The sequence below is a fragment of the Caulobacter sp. GW821-FHT09H08 genome (assembly GCF_059415885.1).
In genome coordinates this window covers 236483-253243 of record NZ_JBWKOC010000004.1, presented here as the reverse complement: position 1 = coordinate 253243, position 16761 = coordinate 236483, and the positions used below count along the sequence as shown (strand labels likewise).

At 67.2% G+C, this 16761-nt stretch carries 18 protein-coding genes; 10 read left to right on the top strand and 8 right to left on the bottom strand.

Going from position 1 to position 16761, the window contains the following annotated elements:
* Window positions 1-6 precede the first annotated feature (6 nt).
* On the top strand, window positions 7-1725 hold the full coding sequence (locus AC07NN_RS15700; RefSeq protein ID WP_494642711.1) for an alkaline phosphatase D family protein: 1719 nt from the start codon (window positions 7-9) through the stop codon (window positions 1723-1725).
* A 47-nt stretch (window positions 1726-1772) separates the two neighbouring features.
* Here the strand turns inward: AC07NN_RS15700 and AC07NN_RS15695 are convergent, their stop codons facing one another.
* Window positions 1773-2399: a LysE family translocator gene (locus AC07NN_RS15695; RefSeq protein ID WP_494642709.1), complete on the bottom strand. Its 627-nt coding sequence runs from the start codon at window positions 2397-2399 to the stop codon at window positions 1773-1775.
* A 67-nt stretch (window positions 2400-2466) separates the two neighbouring features.
* On the opposite strand from AC07NN_RS15695, the gene AC07NN_RS15690 reads away from it, so the two are divergent.
* Window positions 2467-3516, top strand: coding sequence for an acyltransferase family protein (locus AC07NN_RS15690; RefSeq protein ID WP_494642706.1), 1050 nt, complete (start codon window positions 2467-2469; stop codon window positions 3514-3516).
* Here AC07NN_RS15690 and hisI read toward each other — a convergent pair.
* A complete protein-coding gene (gene hisI / locus AC07NN_RS15685) occupies window positions 3474-3872 on the bottom strand; it encodes a phosphoribosyl-AMP cyclohydrolase (protein ID WP_494642704.1) in 399 nt (132 codons plus the stop codon). The genes AC07NN_RS15690 and hisI overlap by 43 nt on opposite strands.
* 116 nt (window positions 3873-3988) lie before the next feature.
* Here hisI and AC07NN_RS15680 point away from each other — a divergent pair, with 116 nt between their 5' ends.
* Window positions 3989-4873, top strand: a complete 885-nt coding sequence (locus tag AC07NN_RS15680; RefSeq protein WP_494643980.1) for a DUF817 domain-containing protein — start codon at window positions 3989-3991, stop codon at window positions 4871-4873.
* Between the two features lie 123 nt (window positions 4874-4996).
* Here the strand turns inward: AC07NN_RS15680 and folE are convergent, their stop codons facing one another.
* Window positions 4997-5629 (bottom strand): GTP cyclohydrolase I FolE, encoded by a 633-nt coding sequence (folE, locus tag AC07NN_RS15675; RefSeq protein ID WP_494642702.1) that lies wholly within the window; start codon window positions 5627-5629, stop codon window positions 4997-4999.
* A 180-nt stretch (window positions 5630-5809) separates the two neighbouring features.
* Between folE and cysS the strand changes: the two genes are divergently transcribed.
* A complete protein-coding gene (cysS, locus tag AC07NN_RS15670; protein WP_494642700.1) occupies window positions 5810-7201 on the top strand; it encodes a cysteine--tRNA ligase in 1392 nt (463 codons plus the stop codon).
* A gap of 162 nt (window positions 7202-7363) precedes the next feature.
* Here cysS and AC07NN_RS15665 read toward each other — a convergent pair whose 3' ends face one another.
* Complete coding sequence (locus AC07NN_RS15665) at window positions 7364-7648, bottom strand: GIY-YIG nuclease family protein (protein ID WP_494642697.1); 285 nt, start codon at window positions 7646-7648, stop codon at window positions 7364-7366.
* Window positions 7649-7783: 135 nt separating this feature from the next.
* On the opposite strand from AC07NN_RS15665, the gene AC07NN_RS15660 reads away from it, so the two are divergent.
* The 5 genes from AC07NN_RS15660 to AC07NN_RS15640 are packed head-to-tail and all read left to right on the top strand — an operon-like array spanning window position 7784 to window position 11905.
* Window positions 7784-8245, top strand: a complete 462-nt coding sequence (locus AC07NN_RS15660) for an SRPBCC family protein (protein WP_494642695.1) — start codon at window positions 7784-7786, stop codon at window positions 8243-8245.
* Window positions 8246-8252: 7 nt separating this feature from the next.
* The gene (locus tag AC07NN_RS15655; protein ID WP_494642693.1) at window positions 8253-8714 is read left to right on the top strand and encodes an iron-sulfur cluster assembly scaffold protein; all 462 of its coding nucleotides are present in this window, start codon (window positions 8253-8255) and stop codon (window positions 8712-8714) included.
* A gap of 52 nt (window positions 8715-8766) precedes the next feature.
* Window positions 8767-9021 carry a membrane protein insertion efficiency factor YidD gene (yidD, locus tag AC07NN_RS15650; RefSeq protein WP_494642691.1) on the top strand — a complete coding sequence of 85 codons (255 nt, stop codon included), beginning with the start codon at window positions 8767-8769 and terminating at the stop codon, window positions 9019-9021.
* The gene (gene thrS / locus AC07NN_RS15645; RefSeq protein ID WP_494642689.1) at window positions 9018-10979 is read left to right on the top strand and encodes a threonine--tRNA ligase; all 1962 of its coding nucleotides are present in this window, start codon (window positions 9018-9020) and stop codon (window positions 10977-10979) included. The genes yidD and thrS overlap by 4 nt, the downstream gene beginning before the upstream one ends.
* Window positions 10979-11905, top strand: a complete 927-nt coding sequence (locus AC07NN_RS15640) for a glycosyltransferase family 2 protein (RefSeq protein ID WP_494642687.1) — start codon at window positions 10979-10981, stop codon at window positions 11903-11905. Before thrS ends, AC07NN_RS15640 begins: the two co-directional genes overlap by 1 nt.
* Window positions 11906-11932: 27 nt before the next feature.
* Here AC07NN_RS15640 and AC07NN_RS15635 read toward each other — a convergent pair whose 3' ends face one another.
* The 4 genes from AC07NN_RS15635 to AC07NN_RS15620 are packed head-to-tail and all read right to left on the bottom strand — an operon-like array spanning window position 11933 to window position 15728.
* A complete protein-coding gene (locus AC07NN_RS15635; RefSeq protein ID WP_494642685.1) occupies window positions 11933-12754 on the bottom strand; it encodes a HEPN domain-containing protein in 822 nt (273 codons plus the stop codon).
* Between the two features lie 9 nt (window positions 12755-12763).
* The gene (locus AC07NN_RS15630) at window positions 12764-13129 is read right to left on the bottom strand and encodes a hypothetical protein (RefSeq protein ID WP_494642683.1); all 366 of its coding nucleotides are present in this window, start codon (window positions 13127-13129) and stop codon (window positions 12764-12766) included.
* Window positions 13126-14025, bottom strand: coding sequence for a hydroxymethylglutaryl-CoA lyase (locus AC07NN_RS15625; protein WP_494642681.1), 900 nt, complete (start codon window positions 14023-14025; stop codon window positions 13126-13128). The genes AC07NN_RS15630 and AC07NN_RS15625 overlap by 4 nt, the downstream gene beginning before the upstream one ends.
* A complete protein-coding gene (locus AC07NN_RS15620) occupies window positions 14022-15728 on the bottom strand; it encodes an ArnT family glycosyltransferase (protein WP_494642679.1) in 1707 nt (568 codons plus the stop codon). Before AC07NN_RS15620 ends, AC07NN_RS15625 begins: the two co-directional genes overlap by 4 nt.
* A 57-nt stretch (window positions 15729-15785) precedes the next feature.
* Between AC07NN_RS15620 and AC07NN_RS15615 the strand changes: the two genes are divergently transcribed.
* On the top strand, window positions 15786-16511 hold the full coding sequence (locus tag AC07NN_RS15615; RefSeq protein WP_494642677.1) for a glycosyltransferase family 2 protein: 726 nt from the start codon (window positions 15786-15788) through the stop codon (window positions 16509-16511).
* The last annotated feature ends 250 nt before the right edge of the window (window positions 16512-16761 follow it).

Here is a 16761-nt window from a genome sequence, read left to right as displayed (position 1 = left end):
AGCGTCATGAAGATCGATCGCCGCAAGGTTCTGGGCCTGCTGGGCCTGTCGGGGGCCGCCGCTGGCGAGGCCGCCGCCCAGTCCATCAACTGGTACAAGGGCGCAGTCGCCTTCGAGCACGGCGTGGCCAGCGGCGATCCCGGGACGAGCTACGCGATCTTCTGGACCCGCGTGACGCCGCAGCAGCCGACGACCGGCGACATCGACCTGGACCTGGAGGTCGCCGCCGATCCCGATTTCAAGACCATCGTCCGCAGCAGCATCGGACTTCGCGCCCGCGCCAGCCGCGACTGGACGGTCAAGCACGACCTGGACGGCCAGGGCCTGAAGCCCGCGACCGAGTACTGGTACCGCTTCAAATGCGCCAAGCAGGAGGGCGGCGTCGTGGTCTCGCCGGTCGGCCGCACCAAGACCCTGCCGAAGGGCGCGACCAAGGACGTCGTCCTGGCGGTGGTGTCGTGCAGCCTCTATTCGAACGGCTACTTCAACGCCTACGACGCCATCGCGAAGCTGCCGCGCGTCGACGCTGTGCTGCACCTGGGCGACTACATCTACGAGTACGGCGGGGCGGATGGCGACTACGGCATGAACTCGCCGGTCTCGAAGTCGCGGATGCCCGATCCGGTCCATGAAGCCGTGACGCTGGAGGACTATCGCCGCCGTCACGCCCAGGCCAAGCGCGATCCAGCGGCCCAGGCCGCCCATGCCCGTGCGCCCTGGATCGTGGTCTGGGACGACCATGAGACCGCCAACGACAGCTGGGTCGGCGGGGCCGAGAACCATAATCCGGACAAGGGCGAAGGCGACTGGGCCGCGCGCAAGGCCGCGGCGCTGAAGGCCTATTACGAGTGGATGCCGATCGCCGACTCCTACCCGCGCGACCTGCCGCAGGCCGCCTGGCGCAAGTTCCAGTTCGGCGATGTCGCCAGCCTGCTGATGGTCGAGACGCGCCTGACCGGACGCACCCACGCGCTGGACTACGACGTCGACCTGCCGATGGTCGACGGCAAGCCCGACGTGGCGGCCTTCACAGCCAAGTGGAAGGACTCCGCCGGCCGGATGATGGGCGCGGACCAGGAGCAGTGGCTGGCCTCGGAGGTCGGCGCCTCAGCCAAGGGCGGGACGGCCTGGCAGGTGCTGGGCAACCAGGTGCTGATGGCCCGCGTCGCCTCACCGAACCTGAAGACCGCCATGGGCGATGAGAAGTTCGCGGCGATGCTGGAGACCCTGCCGGCCTATGCCAGGAAGCGGGTGGCGCACTCGACGGCGATGTCGGCCTACGACATCCCCTCGAACCTGGATGCCTGGGACGGCTATCCGGCCGACCGCCAGCGGGTCTACGACATCCTGACCGCCGCCAAGGCCCGGCCGATCGTGCTGGCCGGCGACAGCCACATGTTCTGGGCCAACGAGCTGTGGGACGACGCCGGCAAGACCCGCGTGGCGGCCGAGTTCGGCACGACCTCGGTCACCTCGCCGGGCTATGGCGACGTGCTGCCGGGCGTGCCGCTGGGCGAGGCCTTCGTGCAGCGGAACCGGGAAGTGAAATACGCCCATCCCAGCGCCAAGGGCTTCCTGCTGCTGACCCTGGAGCACGGCAAGGCGACCGGCGAACTGCGGGCCGTCTCGACGATCTTCGAGCCGAAATACGAGGTCAGCACGCTGAAGCGCTTCGCGGTGACGCCGGCCAGCGGCGGCGGGGTGGAGGCGTTGAAGGAGGTGTAGGATTATCTCTCCTCCCCCTCACCCGATGGGGGAGGAGAGTCTGGGCTCTACCGCCGCTCCAGCGCCAGCCGCAGGCCGAACGCCAGGAACACCCCGCCGGTCACCCGGTCCAACCACTTCACCACGACCGGAACCCGCAACAGGCCCGCGATCGGCACCGTCGCGGCGATCACGACGGCGAACCACAGCAGGATCTCGACGACGTGGATCGCCGTGAGCAGGAAGCCGAAGCGAACCGGGTCGACGCCGGCCGGCATGAACTGGGGTAGGAACGAGACGTAGAAGATCCCGACCTTGGGATTGAGCAGGTTGGTCAGCAGGCCCCGGCGGGCGGCGGCGATCGGGCCGGCGTCGACAGCCTTCATCTCGCCGGGCTCGAAGCTGTCGCGGGGCTTCAGGATCATCCGGATCCCGGTCCAGGCCAGGTAGGCCGCCCCGGCCCATTTCAGCACCGTGTAGCCCAGCTCCGAGGCGGTCAGCAGCGCCCCGACCCCGAAGGCGGCCGCCGCGCCCCAGATCAGGCAGCCCAGGCAGATGCCGATCCCGGCCCCGATGGCCCGTTTCGGGCCCTCGGCGGCGGCCGTGCGGATGACCAGGGCCGTGTCCAGGCCGGGCGTGATGGTCAGCAGGCCTGCGGCCAGGGTGAAGGCGATCAAGGCTTCAGAGACGGTCATCTGGCGTGGTCATTGGCCGCAGGGCTCCGGCGCGTAGCAGTCAACCAATCCATGGTCCCATGCGACCATGACCGCAAGCCGCATCCCCGGCCTGGACGCCCTGCGGGGCCTCGCCGCCCTCCTGGTGCTGGGCTTCCACGCACGAAGGCTTGCCCTGCCGCGTGAAGTGTTGGGCCACGGCTATCTGGCGGTCGACCTGTTCTTCGTGATCAGCGGCTTCGTGCTGGCCCTGGCCTATGACGCGGGGCTGGCGGCGGGGGAGGGCAGGAGCTTCGCGGCCAAGCGGCTGAAGCGCCTCTACCCGACGGCGCTGCTGGGGCTGATGCTGGGCGCCGCGCTCTGGCTGGCGGGCGGCAAGGATCCGACCTCGACCCTGCTGCTGCTGCTGCTGATCCTGGGGCTGGTGTTCGTTCCGTTCGCGAACGGCCGCGACGTCTTTCCGCTGAACGGCCCGCAGTGGTCGCTGATGTGGGAGCTGCTGGCCAACCTGCTCTACGCGGTGGTCGCGCCGTGGCTGACGACGCGGCGGTTGGTCGGGCTGGTGGTTGTCGGCGGGATCGCCCACGCGATCCTGGCGCTGACCTTTGGGACCGGCTCCCTGGGCCCGTACGGCCACACCTGGTGGGCGGGAGCGCCTCGGGTGATCTACGGGTTCTTCGCCGGTGTGCTGCTGGCCAGGCTGGCGATGACGGGACGGCTGAAGGTCCCCGCCGCGCCGATCCTCGTGATCCTGGCGGTCGTGGTGCTGGCCCTGTCGCCGCCGATCCCGGAAAGTGCGCGCGCCGTCTTCGACCTCTTTGCGGCCCTGGCGATCTTCCCGCTGCTGGTCGCCTCGGCGGTGGAGGCGCAGGTCGGGGGCTTGAGGCCCGTGCTCGATGGCCTGGCGGGGATGTCCTACGCGCTTTACGCCTTGCACATCCCGATCGTCATGGGCCTGGCGGAGGCGACGCGCCACATGCCGGTCGGTCTGGCGCGCTGGGGGCTGAACGCCCTGGCGATCCCGCTGGCGCTGGGCGCGGCCTTCGCCGCCCATCGCTGGTTCGAGCCGTGGGCGGCCCGGCGCCTGCGCGGGCGTCAGGGCTTCTCGACCAGCGCCCCGTCTTCGAGCACCCGGTAGAAGCATGAGCGGAAGCCGACGTGGCAGGCGCCGCCGTCGCCGCGCGGGCGCACCTTGATCAGCACCGCGTCCTGATCGCAGTCGACCCGCAGCTCGATCACGTCCTGCAGCTGGCCGCTGGTCTCGCCCTTCTTCCAGAGCTCATTGCGCGAGCGGCTGAAATAGTGGGCGATGCTGGTCTCGACCGTCAGCTTCAGGGCCTCGTCGTTCATCCAGGCCAGCATCAGGATCTCGCCCGTGTCGGCATGCTGGGCCACCGCTACGACCAGGCCGTCGGCGTTGAAGCGCGGCGCGAGGGCGGAGCCGCGCTCGAGGTCGTGCTTGGTGTGGGCTTGGGGGAACAGGTCGGTGCTCATGGCGCCACATATGGCGCAGCGAAAGGGCCTGCGCTAGTTTCCGCCGCCGAGGAGCCAGCGGGGGCGGCTCCGGACAAGGTTTGGAGCGGGTTTCGCGACGCGCTCCAGGGGACATGATGAACCTGAAAGACCGCATCAAGGCCGGCGTGGCGGCGCTGGACGAGAGGGCAAGACCGTGGGCGCGGCAGTCGCGCTGGAACGGCTATGCCTATGAATTTCTGCTGTTCGGGCTGAAGCAGGCCTGGGCCTGCCTGTTCGGTGGCCTGATGCTGGTCCTGCTGGTCGGCACCAAGCTGCTGTGGCCCGAGCACGCCATCATCGCCCGCTACGACTTCCTGGTCGTGGCCTCGGTGGCCGTCCAGGCCATGCTGCTGGCCCTGAAGCTGGAGCGCTGGGACGAGGCGCTGGTCATCTTCATGTTCCACGCCGTCGGCACGGTAATGGAGCTGTTCAAGACCGCCCACGGCTCGTGGATCTATCCCGAGCCCAGTCTCCTGCGGATCGGCGGTGTGCCGCTGTTCACCGGCTTCATGTACGCCTGCGTCGGCAGCTACATCGCTCGCATCTGGCGGCTGTTCGACATCACCTTCGTGAAGTACCCGCCGTTCTGGAGCACCCACATCCTGGCGGTGCTGATCTACGCCAACTTCTTCACCCACCACTACATCGTCGACTTCCGGGTCGGTCTGTTCGCCCTGTCGGCGGTGCTGTTCGGCCGGACCTGGTTCGTGTTCACGCCCGACCAGACGGCGCGCCGCATGCCCATGCTGATGGGGGCGGTGCTGGTGTCGCTGTTCATCTGGATCGCCGAGAACCTCGGCACCTTCGCCGGCGCCTGGATCTATCCCAGCCAGAGCGACGGCTGGCGCGTGGTGCCGATCGAGAAGATGGGCGCCTGGTACCTGCTGATGCTGATCAGCTTCGTGCTGGTGACGCTGGTCCACCGGCCGGTGGACGCCTGCGTGGCGCGGCTGCGCCAGGGGATCTGGCGGGCGGCTTAGTCTCTGCTCCCCCTCTGGCGGAGCTGTCGCAGAGCGACTGAGGGGGCTAATGCGGCCTATGCCGAGCTGCCCCCTCCGGCCCTCTGGGCCACCTCCCCCAGCGGGGGAGGAGATTCCTAGACCTTACTTCCGCACCAGATCCATGAACCGCTGCTGCAGGACCTTGTCGGTCTTGAACACGCCGCGGAACTGGGTGGTGATCGTCGAGACGTCGTGGTGATGCACGCCGCGGGTGCTCATGCACTGGTGCTCGGCGTCGATCAGCACGGCGACGCCGGCGGCCGAGAGGTGATCCTCGATGGCGTCGGCGATCTGCATCGTCATGGTCTCCTGGGTCTGGAGACGCTTGGCGAAGATCTCGACCAGGCGAGCCAGCTTGGAGAGGCCGACGACCTTGCCGGTCGGCATGTACGCCACCCAGGCCTTGCCCAGGAACGGCGCCATGTGGTGTTCGCAGTGGCTCTGCACGTCGATGCCGCGCAGCATGACCATGTCGTCATAGCCCTGCACGTCCTCGAAGGTGCGCGACAGCTCCTTGGCCGGGTCGCCGTGATAGCCGGCGAACCACTCGCCATAGGCCTCGACGACGCGCTCGGGCGTGTCCAGCAGGCCTTCGCGGTCGGGATTGTCGCCGGCCCAGGCCAGCAACGTCCGGACGGCGGCCATGGCCTCGTCTTTGGTGGGGCGCTGGGCGGGTTCAAGATCAAGACCGGTGTCAGAGCCGATCAGGGTTCGCTCGCGGGACAGTGCGTCCATGTTGTGGGGGTTTCTTCCTCGGGCTGAGTTGCGCCGGAACGCCTCTCGTTCCGGAATTACGCGTGCCACCCGTCGCGCCTTATCCACCAATCAGACGTGGTGATGAGCGCGTGTCCTAGCTATATGGGGCCGGCCCCCTTCGGGGGCAACACCTCCGTTACGTTAGGTTGCTGCGGCCCAATGACCCTCAAGATCCACGACACCATGGCGCGCGAGAAGCGCGACTTCGTTCCCGCCAACCCCAAGCGCGTGACGATGTATGTCTGCGGTCCGACGGTCTACAACTACGCCCACATCGGCAATTTCCGGCCCGTGGTCGCCTTCGACGTCCTCTATCGCGTGCTGCGCCACATCTATGGCGAGGACGCGGTGGTCTATGCGCGCAACGTCACGGACGTGGACGACAAGATCAACAAGAAGGCCGCCGACGAGGGCGTCGAGATCAAGGTCATCACCGACCGCTATCTTGCCGCCTATCACGAGGACGCGGATGCGCTCGGCGCGCTGCGCCCCGATCTGGAGCCCAAGGCCACCGACCACATCGGCGCGATCGTCGAGATGATCGGCAAGCTGGTCGACAACGGCAGCGCCTACGCCGCCGAGGGCCATGTGCTGTTCGACACCCAGAGCTTCGCCGACTACGGCCAGCTATCGGGCCGGCCGCTGGACGAGATGATCGCCGGCGCCCGCGTCGAGGTCGCACCCTACAAGCGCCACCCCGCCGACTTCGTGCTCTGGAAGCCGTCCAAGGAGAACGAGCCCGAGTGGGACAGCCCCTGGGGCGCGGGTCGTCCGGGCTGGCACATCGAGTGCTCGGCCATGATCGACAAGGCGCTGGGCACGACGATCGACATCCATGCCGGCGGCATCGACCTGGCCTTCCCGCACCACGAGAACGAAGTGGCCCAGAGCCGCTGCGCCCACGGCGCGCCGGTCTTGGCCAACTACTGGATGCACAACGGCTTCCTCGACATGAGCGGGGAGAAGATGTCCAAGAGCCTGGGCAATGTGATCATCCCGCACGAACTGCTGCAGACGGTTCCGGGCGAGGTGATCCGCTGGGCGCTGCTGTCGGCCCACTACCGCCAGCCGCTGGACTGGACGCCGGAGCTGATCGAGCAGTCGCGCAAGTCGCTGGATCGCCTGTACGGCGCCCTGCGCCGCGCCAAGGACGTCGCGCCGGACCAGGCCATGGAAGCCCCCGCCGATACGGTCGCGGCCCTGATGGACGACCTCAACACCCCGCTGGCCGCCTCGACCCTGTTCGAGGTGTCGAGCCTGATCGAGAAGGCCGTGACGGCGGGTGACGAAGTCGCCATCGCCGCCAACAAGGCGCGCCTGCTCGAGGCCGGCGCCCTGCTGGGCTTCCTGCAGGCCGATCCGGACAGCTGGTTCGAAGGCGACGCCTCCGACGAGCTGAAGGCCCAAGTCGAGGACCTGCTGGCCAAGCGCCTGGCCGCCCGCGCCGCCAAGGACTGGCCCGCCGCCGACGGCATCCGCGCCGAGCTGGACGCCCTGGGCGTGGTGGTCATGGACGGCCCTGCCGGCGCAACCTGGCGGATGAAGGACTGAGGGTAGCTCAACCTATTCAGCCCGTTCCCAAAACACCGCTCATCCCCGCGAAAGCGGGGACCCAAGCTGACCGTCCGTTTCGCTCAATTGAACGACTGGGCGCGTCCCGCTGCCTCGGCTTAGGTCGGGGCTTTCGCGGGGATGAGCGGTGAAGGGGCGGACTCAGCAATTCAAAGTCTCGTACAGATCGGCCCAGGTCGGGTTCAGCGCCTCGATCAGTTGGATCTTCCAGGCGCGGTTCCATTTTTTGATCTGACGTTCGCGAGTGAATGCGCCTTCCCGTGTCTCACCAAGTTCGTACCAGACTAGCCGATCGACGCCGTATTTCGAGGTGAAGCCCTTCAGGGTCTTCTCCTTGTGTTCCCAGATACGCCGCGACAGATCGTCTGTGTAGCCGCAATACAGCGTGCCATACGGCCTGCTTGCCAGGAGATAGACGGCGAACATTCGATCCATGTTCAGAACATATCATGAACATGTAAAATCTGAAGCGCCGCTTGGGTCCCCGCTTTCGCGGGGATGAGCGGAGTTTTGGAGGAGTGAAGTTGAGCGGCGATGAGCGGTGATGATATGGACCGCGCCATGCAACGCGCCGTCGAACATCGCATTGGGGTCCAGGCCCCCGCCGACATCGTCTGGGAAGTCGTCTCCGACTTCGACTCCTGGCCGCAGTGGAACCCGCTCTACCGCAAGGCCGAGGGGCAGCTGAAGATCGGTACGGCCCTGACGCTGGAAGAGCACCTGCCCGGCGAGCCGGCCAGGGTCATCCAGCCGATCGTCCAGGACTGGGTGCCGTACGAGCAGCTGCACTGGCGATCCGCGCGCCTGGGCGGGTTCGTGAAGACAGTGCGCTATCTCGAGATCGAGAACATGGGCGACGCCAGCTCGACCTTCTCGAACGGCGAGCTGATGATCGGCATGCTGCTGCGCCTCGTCAGCCGTGACGAGCGCCGCAAGATGCGCAACGCCTTCACCGAGATGGGGGAGGCCGTCCGCGACCGCGCCGAGGCGATCTGGTCCGAGCGCCAGAAGACCCCATCTTAGGTCAGCGATGATCGACGACCTCTACAGCGCCAGGATCCTGGGGCTCGTGGCCAACATGCCGCGCGCCGGGCGCCTGGCCGCGCCTGACGCCAGCGCCGAGAAGACCGCCAAGCTGTGCGGCAGCCGGATCGTGGTCGATGTGGTCGTCGAGGACGGCAAGATCGTCGACTACGCCCAGGAGGTTTCGGCCTGCGCCCTGGGCCAGGCGGCCGCTGCGATCCTGGGCGCGAACGTTGTCGGCGCGCAACTTTCGGACATCGAGTTGGCGCGGGACTCGCTTATCGCTATGCTGAAGACGAACGGTTCGCCTCCCGCGGGCCGGTTTGCGGAGCTCGCCGTGCTGGAGCCGGTCAAGGACTATCCCGCTCGTCACGCCTCGACGCTGCTCGCGTTCGAGGCGACGGTCGAGGCTGTCCGTAAGGCCACAGGCGTCGGTGAAACGCGAACTAGCACCGCCGGCGCGGCTTGATCGTACCCCCTCCAGGGGTGTGTAAGCGGATTGCAACAATACGCGCGCCGGCATGACCTTCTACGAACGCACCGTCGATTTGGGTCTCAGGGCCTACAAGTTGACGCTCTCGCCCCTCATCGGGCGGCAGTGCCGCTTCGCGCCGAGTTGTTCGGAGTATGCGGCGGCCGCCCTCAAGGATCATGGCCCGCTCAAGGGTTCCTGGTTGGCGTTGCGACGGATTTGCCGATGCAATCCGTTAGGTGGTTCGGGGTTTGATCCCCCGCCGCCGGGGCGCCAGCCACGCAAGTGGATATGTGAAGAATGATCGATCTGGTTTTCCCCGACGGTTCGGCTCGTCAGTACCCTGACGGTTCGACGGGGCGTGACGTCGCCGCCGCCATTTCCAAGTCGCTGGAAAAGAAGGCCCTGCTGATCAAGCTGGACGGCCAGGTGCTGGACCTGGACCGCGCCCTGACGCCGGACCTGCTGACGGGCGAGCGCAAGTTCGAGATCCTGACGCGCGAGGCTCCGGAAGCCCTGGACACCATCCGCCACGACACGGCCCACGTGCTGGCTGAAGCCGTGCAGGAGCTGTTCCCCGGCACGCAGGTCACGATCGGCCCGAACGTCGAGGACGGCTTCTACTACGACTTCGCCCGCGACGAGCCGTTCAGCCTCGACGATCTGGAGAAGATCGAAAAGCGCATGAAGGAGATCGTCGACCGCGACGAGAAGATCACGCGCGAGGTCTGGGACCGCGAGGAGGCTATCGCCCACTTCGACGGCATCGGCGAGCAGTACAAGGCCCAGATCATCCGTGACCTGCCGGGCACGGACACGATCACGGTCTATCGCCAAGGGAACTGGAAGGACCTGTGCCGGGGTCCCCACCTGCCGTCCACCAAGCATGTCGGCAAGGCCTTCAAGCTGACGAAGCTGGCCGGCGCCTACTGGCGCGGCGACCAGAACAACGCCCAACTGCAGCGCATCTACGGCACGAGCTGGGCCTCGGACGCCGACCTGGAAGCGCACCTGAAGCGCATCGAGGAAGCCGAGCGTCGCGATCACCGCAAGCTGGGCAAGACGATGGACCTCTTCCACATCCAGGAAGAGGGCAAGGGCATGGTGTTCTGGCACGCCAAGGGCTGGGCGCTCTACCGCGTGCTCGAGGACTACATGCGCCGTCGCCTCGACGCGGCCGGCTACAAGGAAGTGAAGACGCCGCAGATCCTCGACAAGAGCCTGTGGGAGAAGTCGGGCCACGCCGAGAAGTTCGGCCACGCCATGTTCATGTGCGAAAGCGCCGAGGGCGAGGTCCTGGCCGTCAAGCCGATGAACTGCCCCGGCCACATCCAGATCTTCAATGTCGGCCAGAAGTCCTACCGCGAGCTGCCGCTGCGCATGGCCGAGTTCGGCGCCTGCCACCGCTATGAGCCCTCGGGCGCCATGCACGGCATCATGCGGGTGCGCGCCTTCACGCAGGACGACGCCCACATCTTCTGCCGCGAAGAGCAGGTCACGGAGGAAAGCGCCCGGTTCATCGAACTGTTGCGCAGCGTCTATAACGACCTGGGCATGACGCTGGCCGATACGAAGTTCTCGACGCGTCCGGAGCTGCGCGCCGGTACGGACGAGGTCTGGGACAAGGCTGAAGCCGCCTTGTCGCAAGCCGCCGAGGCGGCGGGCGAGACCTTGGTCCTGCAGCCAGGTGAAGGCGCCTTCTACGGCCCGAAGCTAGAGTTCTCGCTGAAGGATGCGATTGGTCGTGTCTGGCAATGCGGCACGCTGCAACTTGATTTCGTTTTGCCGGAACGATTGGACGCCGAGTACGTTTCGGAGGATGGTTCGAAGAAGCGTCCGGTGATGCTTCACCGGGCGATCTTGGGGTCCTTCGAGCGTTTCATCGGCATCTTGTTGGAAAACTTCGCGGGCGCGCTGCCGGTCTGGCTGGCGCCCACGCAGGTGGTCGTAGCTACGATCACGTCCGACGCCGACGCTTACGCCCTCGAGGTCGTCGAGAAATTGACGAAGCTGGGGATGCGCGCGGAAGTGGATCTGCGTAATGAGAAGATCAACTACAAGATTCGCGAGCACAGCCTCGCCAAGGTGCCTGTGATCGCAGTGGTCGGACGCAAGGAAGCTGAAACGGGGCAACTGGCCCTTCGCCGCCTGGGCGGTGAAGGTCAGAACATCCTGTCGCTCGAGGAAGCCCTCCGCGTCCTGAAGTCCGACGCCACGCCGCCCGACGTCGCCCGCGCGCAACAGGAGGCCGCGACCGCCTGATGAACAGCATTCTCCCGTCCGTTTCGACTCTCGCCGCAGGTGCGCGTCCGGCTCGTCCGAACGTGTCCGTGGTCATGGTCGTCTATCGGACGGGCGAAGCGCTGGTCGAGAGCATCAAGCATGTCCTCGCCGAGCCGCTGGTCGACGAGTTCGTCATCGTCGACAACGGCTCCAGCTCGCGCGACGAGGACATGCTGCGCTCGCTGGCCCTGACCGAGCCGCGCGTCGTGCTCAAGCAGGGCCACGGCAATATCGGCTTCGCGCGCGGCGCCAACCTGGGCGCCAGCACCGCGGCTGGCGAATACATCGTCTTCCTCAATCCCGACGCCAACCTGCAGACCGGCTGCGTGGCGGCCCTGGTCACGGCCTTCAAGGGCCAGCCGACCCCGACCGTGGTCGGCGCGCGGGTGCTGAACGTCGACGGCTCCGAGCAGCGCGGCGGTCGTCGCGGCGAGGTCACGCCGATGAGCACCGTGCTCAGCTTCGGCCAGCTCACCCGCCGCTATCCCAAGCTGGCCAATTTCGAGATCCATCGAGAGAACGAGCCGCTGCCGCGCGCGCCCGTCCCCATGCCGACCATTTCGGGCGCCTGCTTCGCCATGCGTCGCCGCGACTTCGAGGCCCTCAGCGGCTTCGACGAAGGCTATTTCCTGCACGTCGAGGACATCGACCTGTGCTGGCGCGCCCGCCGCGCCGGCGGCCAGGTGCTGTTCCAGCCCAAGGCCCAGGTCGTCCACCTCGGTCACACCAGCCTCGAGCACCCCGTGAAGGTGGAGTTCCACAAGGGCGTGGGCCTGACCCGCTACTTCATCAAGCGCGCCGACAGCCTGCAGCTGTTCGCCGCCGCCGTGCTCTTGGCCCCGGCCATCATGCTGATGAGCGTGTGCCGTCCGCTGCTGTGGAAGCTGACGGGGCGACCGATTTAGGGGGCATTAGCTGGAGCCTAGTTTGGCTCAAGGTTTAGCCTCCAAGCTCGCGCGAATTCTCGATTTTAGCTCCCCTGGCAACTGAACATTGTCGAGCAGCCAGCGCCCCAATTCGATTGCGACCTCGTTCGACTCTCGGCGTGGCGAATCCAGGTTGTCGAAGAAATAGGTATCGAGCGGAGATACGTGATCCGAACTAGATCGCTGGTCCGGGCCATGCGGGTAGTCCGCAGGCGCGAAGGCAAAGTTGAGGTTCAAAGCGGCTCGGCGAAGCGGCGTATCCTTCGCAGTGATCAACCAGTCGAGCAGGAGGCCATGGCTGAAAGTCAGCTTGGAGTTTTCGCGAAGTGCTTGGCGGATGCTGAGTTGCTCGGGTTGGCCTCTCAGCAACAAGGTATCGAGGTTGTGACAAGCACGCCGGATGGCGAAGACCAAGATGTCGAGCCGGTGGACATCTTCCGGATCGGTGATGTGGCCATGTACAAGGTAGCGATTGTCGGGGTTTCCCCAGCGCGCCAGCCGTTGAACAAAATCGCTCGTATCTAGCTCCCACCAATCCATGTTCAATCTTGGCGGACGTTGAAGGGTGCTGGGTAGAAACTCGCCCGCTATATTTCGGAAGTCACGAAATAGACTCTCGATGTCGTGGCGCGATTTCGAAACATTGTGTCCATTCAGGAGGAGCGCGCCCTTGAGATATTTTTCGACTGAATGCAACGAAAGCCAAAGGAAGTCGGTGAATAATGTGTTCGAAGCGCACCATCGAGCCGTGATATAGTTCTCGTCAGCGGTGCGAAGAAACATATCGCGGACGATCCCTATTTTCGCCGCTTCGAGCTCCGCTTGCATCAGTCGCTCCTACATCGGCCCGATCGTCTCAGCCCTCATTCCATCCGGCCCTTCGATCGACGTCGGCGCCTTGAGGCTCTTCGCTGGCAGCATCGCCCGATAGCGCTCGTACATAGCCTTCGCATCCCGCCCCGACTTCACCGTCAGGCACTGGTCGAACTCGCCCTCGCGGCCCCAGGGCTTGCGCTCGGAGCGCGCGATGTCGCGGTCGGCCTTGACCGCCACGGCGACCTTGTCGGCCAATTCGTGGTCGATGCCCGCGCCGTAGCTGGCGAACTTGATCGTCACGTCGCAGCGGGGCGGACCGGCGTCGGCCACCGGCGCCGCCGCGCAGGCGGACAGACCAAACGCGAGCAGGACGGCGAGGCGCTTCATGCGGGGAACTTTCCGGCGCGGGCAAGGGACGAGGCGGGGGCCTTGCCCAGCTTGGCGCTGATCTCGCGGCCGATCTCGATCAGCGCGTCGAGGTCGTAACCCGTCTCGAAGCCGGCCCGTTCCAGCATGTAGACCAGATCCTCGGTGCCGATATTGCCCGTGGCGTTCGGCGCGAACGGGCAGCCGCCCAGGCCGCCGACCGAGGCGTCCAGCACGTCGACGCCCGCCTCGACGCTGGCATAGGCGTTGGCCAGGCCCGTGTTGCGGGTGTCGTGGAAGTGCATGCGCAGGCGCGCATCCGGCGCGGCGGCGCGGGCGGCCTCGATGCGCTTGCGGACGGTCCACGGATCGGCGACGCCGATGGTGTCGGCGATGGCGATCTCGGGCACGCCCAGGGCGGCGGCCTCACGGACGATGGCCACGACCTGGTCTTCCGACACCTCGCCGTCGAACGGGCAGCCGAAGGCGACCGAGATCGTCGCGGTGATCGGCGGCCCGCCGTCGATGGCCTGGCGCTCGGCGATGGCGGCCAGGGTGTCGATCTGCTGGCTGACCGTCGCGCCTTGGTTGGCCGTCCCGAAGCCGTCCGAGGCGCAGACCACGACATTGGCCTCGTCGCAGCCCGTCGACACGCACCGCTCCCAGCCGCGCATGTTCAGCACGAGGCCGATGCGCGAATGGACGCGGTCGGACGGCAAGGCCGCCATGATGTCCTCCGCGCCCGCCATCTGCGGCACGCGGTTGGGGTTCACGAACGACACCACCTCGGTGCGCCGGGCGCCGGCGGCTTCCAGCTTGCGGATCAGGTCGAGCTTTTCGTCGACCGTCAGGATCGACTTCTCGTTCTGCAGGCCGTCGCGCGGCCCGACCTCGACGATCTGGATGAAGCGGCTCATGGCTGGGCCTCCCCTTCTTCGGTCCCAGGGACCTGCGGGGCGACGGCCTGAGGCTCGCCGCGATAGATGGTCAGGCGCTCGTCGTCGCCGTCGGAATAGTTCAGGCCCTCGACCGTCGCCACCGGACGCGGCGTCAGGCCCAGCGCCTTCATGGCGTCGCGGAACGGCTTGTCCTCGCGGGCCTCGACCACGGCCGGGCGGCCTTCCGAGATCGCGTCGGCCGCGCCTTCGCCGTTGGTGAGCTCGGTGGCGGTGCCCAGCTGGAAGATCAGGCTGGGCTCGGAATAGCCGGTCAGGGCCACCGGGCCGGCGGCGCCCGAGCGCGGCGACAGCCTGGCCTTGTCGAGGGCGTCGGCGACGTCCTTGGACAGGAACAGCGGCTCCAAGTGCGGGATCAGGCCCGCGGTCAGCACGATGTGGGCCCCGATGCCCAGCACGCCGGCGGCGACCAGGGCGCGGGCCGACTGGTGACGCAGCAGCAGGACCGCGCCGACGATCCCGGCGACCAGGGCCAGCAGGACGGCGAGGATCGCCCAGGCCAGGTCGCCGCCGGTTCCGAATTCCTTCTGGCCATACACCGCGATGGCGGCCAGCACGAAGCCGGCGAAGACCGACAGGCCCGCCCCGATGCGGCGCGGCCAGCGGCCCAGCGGCGCGCGCACCGCGGCGGCCATCAGCATGGCCAGGGCCCCGTAGGCCGGCAGCTCGTAGTGGGCCAGCTTGGTCGGCAGGATCTCGAACATCAGCCAGGTCGGGACCAGCCAGCAGACGGCGAACCGCACGCCCGGCTCGTTGCGCTTGAACCAGCCGACGGCCAGGGCGGCCGGCAGTAGCAAGGTGGCCGGGAAGGCCAGCACCGGCGCGGCCAGGGTGTGATAGCCGAACGGGCCCGAGTGCCCCTCCTGGCCGCCGGCCAGCTTGGGGGCCAGGTCCGCCCCGACCGCCGCGCCCCAGAAGGCGCCGTCGGTGGCCACGGTGATCATCATCGCCCAGGGCAGGACGACGGCGGCGAACAGGATAAGGCCCCAGGTCCAGCCCAGGTCCTTCAACCAGCCGCCCTTGCGGTCCCAGACGGTGAGGGCGATGGCCGCGAGGATGACCACCAAGAGGCCGACCGGCCCCTTGAGCAGGGCGGCGACCGACAGGCCGATCCAGAACAGCAGCTTGGTCAGCTTGCCCGGCGTCTCGTCGGCCAGCCGGGCGGCGTAGATCCGCGCCAGGGCGGCCATGGCCAGGGTCGTGGAGCCGCAGAGGGCCGCGTCGGTCTTGGCGATGAAGGCCTCGGACGACAGCAGGAAGGTCGCCCCCAGGATCGAGCCGGCCAGAAGCCCCGTGCGCGGGTCGAACAGCGCCGCCGCGCCCCAGGCGCAGGCCGCCGCCGCCAGCATCGCGCCCAGCAGCGAGGGAATGCGATAGGCCCAGATGCGGCGGTCCTCGGCGTCGGACACCGCCTTGACCGCCACGGCCTGCAGCCAGTGGATGCCGACCGGCTTCTTGAAGCGCGGCTGGTCCTGGAACTTGATGACGACGTAGTCGCCCGTTTCCAGCATCTGCGAGGTGGCTTGGGCGAAACGCGACTCATCGCGGTCCAGCGGCGGCATGGCGAACAGGCCCGGCAGGCCCGCGATCAGGGCCACCAGCGCGGCGAACAGGGGGCCGCGCCAACCCCGGCTCCAGTCATCCAGGCGAGATTCAAGCGTCATGCGGTCCCGTTTAGCACGATCCTTTCGTGGGGCGACTTTTGCTGTATGAGGAGGGCGATGAACGCCACCCCCGACTTCTCCGTCGTCGTGCCCGTCTTCGACGAAGGCGGCGCCGCCCCGAACCTGGCGCGCGAGATCGCGACCGCCTTCGCCGGCGAGAACTACGAGATGATCTTCGTCGACGACGCCAGCCGCGACGACACCAAGGCCCTGCTGGTCGCCCTCAAGGCCGAGATCCCGCAGCTGCGCGTGCTGGGGCACCGCAAGAACTCAGGCCAGAGCCGCGCCGTGCGCAGCGGCATCCTGGCGGCGCGCGGGGCGATCATCGTCACCCTGGACGGCGACGGTCAGAACGACCCGGCCGACGCGCCGCGCCTGGCCAAGGCCCTGAAGGCCGGCCCCGAGTCCCTCGCTTTGGTCGGCGGCGAACGGGTCAAGCGCCAGGACAGCAACGCCAAGCGCTTCGCCTCCAAGTTCGGCAACGGCGTGCGCAAGCGGCTGCTGAAGGACACGGCCAACGACACCGGCTGCGGCCTCAAGGCCTTCAAGCGCGAGGCCTTCCTGCGCCTGCCGTACTTCGATCACATCCACCGCTACATCCCGGCGCTGATGCTGCGCGAAGGCTATGAGGTGGCGTTCGAGGCCGTGAACCACCGGCACCGCGAGACCGGGGTGTCGAAATACACCAACTTCGGCCGGCTCAAAGCTTCGGTGTCGGACCTGCTGGGCGTGATGTGGCTGCAGTCGCGGGCCCGCAATCCCCAAGGCGTGGACGAAGCGTAGGTCCTGCCCAACACCCGCTCATCCCCGCGAAGGCGGGGACTCAAGCAGCGTCTCCCCATACCATCGTCATTCCCGCCCTTGTGGCGGGAACCTCTCTGTCCGCCGCAGGTGCGGTAGGGGCGGACTGCTGAGCAGTCCGCTGGCGTCTTGCGTATCAGCTGAACCAGGGGTTCCCGCCACAAGGGCGGGAATGACGGGGAAATTGGGGACCGGCTGTGAGCAAGGACCCGCCATGAGGCGAGCCGCCTTC